1 rRNA gene is annotated in these 2,951 nt (G+C 54.1%); it reads left to right on the top strand.

The annotated features are described in order from the left end of the window. Window positions 1-20 precede the first annotated feature (20 nt). Window positions 21-2,925 (top strand): 23S ribosomal RNA (locus OXR04_RS21470). The last annotated feature ends 26 nt before the right edge of the window (window positions 2,926-2,951 follow it).

Below are 2,951 nucleotides of genomic sequence, written 5' to 3'. Positions count from 1 at the left end.
AAAACGCCTGTGGGTTGTGAGGTTAAGCGACTAAGCGTACACGGTGGATGCCCTGGCAGTCAGAGGCGATGAAGGACGTGCTAATCTGCGTAAAGCGACGGTAAGGTGATATGAACCGCTACAGCCGTCGATGTCCGAATGGGGAAACCCGGTGCACTCAGTGCATCATTGCAGCATGAATACATAGTGCTGCAAGGCGAACCGGGGGAACTGAAACATCTAAGTACCCCGAGGAAAAGAAATCAACCGAGATTCCCCCAGTAGCGGCGAGCGAACGGGGAGCAGCCCAGAGCCTGAATCAGCATGTGTGTTAGTGGAAGCGTCTGGAAAGTCGCAGGGTACAGGGTGATACTCCCGTACACAAAAGCACACACGCTGTGAGCTCGATGAGTAAGGCGGGACACGTGGTATCCTGTCTGAATATGGGGGGACCATCCTCCAAGGCTAAATACTCCTGACTGACCGATAGTGAACCAGTACCGTGAGGGAAAGGCGAAAAGAACCCCGGCGAGGGGAGTGAAACAGAACCTGAAACCGTGTACGTACAAGCAGTGGGAGCACCTTCGTGGTGTGACTGCGTACCTTTTGTATAATGGGTCAGCGACTTATATTCTGTAGCAAGGTTAACCGTATAGGGGAGCCGCAGGGAAACCGAGTCTTAACTGGGCGTTAAGTTGCAGGGTATAGACCCGAAACCCGGTGATCTAGCCATGGGCAGGTTGAAGGTTGGGTAACACTAACTGGAGGACCGAACCGACTAATGTTGAAAAATTAGCGGATGACCTGTGGCTGGGGGTGAAAGGCCAATCAAACCGGGAGATAGCTGGTTCTCCCCGAAAGCTATTTAGGTAGCGCCTCGTGAACTCATCTCCGGGGGTAGAGCACTGTTTCGGCTAGGGGGCCATCCCGGCTTACCAACCCGATGCAAACTGCGAATACCGGAGAATGTTATCACGGGAGACACACGGCGGGTGCTAACGTCCGTCGTGAAGAGGGAAACAACCCAGACCGCCAGCTAAGGTCCCAAAGTCATGGTTAAGTGGGAAACGATGTGGGAAGGCACAGACAGCCAGGATGTTGGCTTAGAAGCAGCCATCATTTAAAGAAAGCGTAATAGCTCACTGGTCGAGTCGGCCTGCGCGGAAGATGTAACGGGGCTAAACCATGCACCGAAGCTGCGGCAGCGACACTATGTGTTGTTGGGTAGGGGAGCGTTCTGTAAGCCGTCGAAGGTGTGCTGTGAGGCATGCTGGAGGTATCAGAAGTGCGAATGCTGACATAAGTAACGATAAAGCGGGTGAAAAGCCCGCTCGCCGGAAGACCAAGGGTTCCTGTTCAACGTTAATCGGAGCAGGGTGAGTCGACCCCTAAGGCGAGGCCGAAAGGCGTAGTCGATGGGAAACAGGTTAATATTCCTGTACTCGGTGTTACTGCGAAGGGGGGACGGAGAAGGCTATATCAGCCGGGCGACGGTTGTCCCGGTTTAAGCGTGTAGGCGGAGGGTCCAGGTAAATCCGGACTCTTTTAACGCTGAGGCGTGATGACGAGGCACTACGGTGCTGAAGTGATAAATGCCCTGCTTCCAGGAAAAGCCTCTAAGCATCAGGTAACACAGAATCGTACCCCAAACCGACACAGGTGGTCAGGTAGAGAATACCAAGGCGCTTGAGAGAACTCGGGTGAAGGAACTAGGCAAAATGGTGCCGTAACTTCGGGAGAAGGCACGCTGGCGCGTAGGTGAAGGGACTTGCTCCCGGAGCTGAAGCCAGTCGAAGATACCAGCTGGCTGCAACTGTTTATTAAAAACACAGCACTGTGCAAACACGAAAGTGGACGTATACGGTGTGACGCCTGCCCGGTGCCGGAAGGTTAATTGATGGGGTTATCCGTAAGGAGAAGCTCTTGATCGAAGCCCCGGTAAACGGCGGCCGTAACTATAACGGTCCTAAGGTAGCGAAATTCCTTGTCGGGTAAGTTCCGACCTGCACGAATGGCGTAATGATGGCCAGGCTGTCTCCACCCGAGACTCAGTGAAATTGAACTCGCTGTGAAGATGCAGTGTACCCGCGGCAAGACGGAAAGACCCCGTGAACCTTTACTACAGCTTGACACTGAACATTGAGCCTTGATGTGTAGGATAGGTGGGAGGCTTTGAAGCGCGGACGCCAGTCTGCGTGGAGCCATCCTTGAAATACCACCCTTTAATGTTTGATGTTCTAACGTGGCCCCGTGATCCGGGGTGCGGACAGTGTCTGGTGGGTAGTTTGACTGGGGCGGTCTCCTCCCAAAGAGTAACGGAGGAGCACGAAGGTCAGCTAATCACGGTCGGACATCGTGAGGTTAGTGCAATGGCATAAGCTGGCTTGACTGCGAGAGTGACGGCTCGAGCAGGTGCGAAAGCAGGTCATAGTGATCCGGTGGTTCTGAATGGAAGGGCCATCGCTCAACGGATAAAAGGTACTCCGGGGATAACAGGCTGATACCGCCCAAGAGTTCATATCGACGGCGGTGTTTGGCACCTCGATGTCGGCTCATCACATCCTGGGGCTGAAGTAGGTCCCAAGGGTACGGCTGTTCGCCGTTTAAAGTGGTACGCGAGCTGGGTTTAGAACGTCGTGAGACAGTTCGGTCCCTATCTGCCGTGGGCGCTGGAGAATTGAGGGGGGTTGCTCCTAGTACGAGAGGACCGGAGTGAACGCACCACTGGTGTTCGGGTTGTCATGCCAATGGCACTGCCCGGTAGCTAAGTGCGGAAAAGATAAGTGCTGAAAGCATCTAAGCACGAAACTTGCCCCGAGATGAGTTCTCCCTGACCCCTTGAGGGTCCTGAAGGGACGTTGAAGACGACGACGTTGATAGGCCGGGTGTGTAAGCGCAGCGATGCGTTGAGCTAACCGGTACTAATGACCCGTGAGGCTTAACCTTACAACGCCAGAGGCGTTTTTTGAGAG

Source organism: Pantoea sp. GM_Pan_3, from assembly GCF_026541045.1.
In the GTDB taxonomy this organism is placed as follows: Bacteria; Pseudomonadota; Gammaproteobacteria; order Enterobacterales; family Enterobacteriaceae; genus Pantoea; species Pantoea anthophila.
Note: the sequence above shows the minus strand (reverse complement) of the source record. Positions and strands in the feature narration are given on the sequence as shown.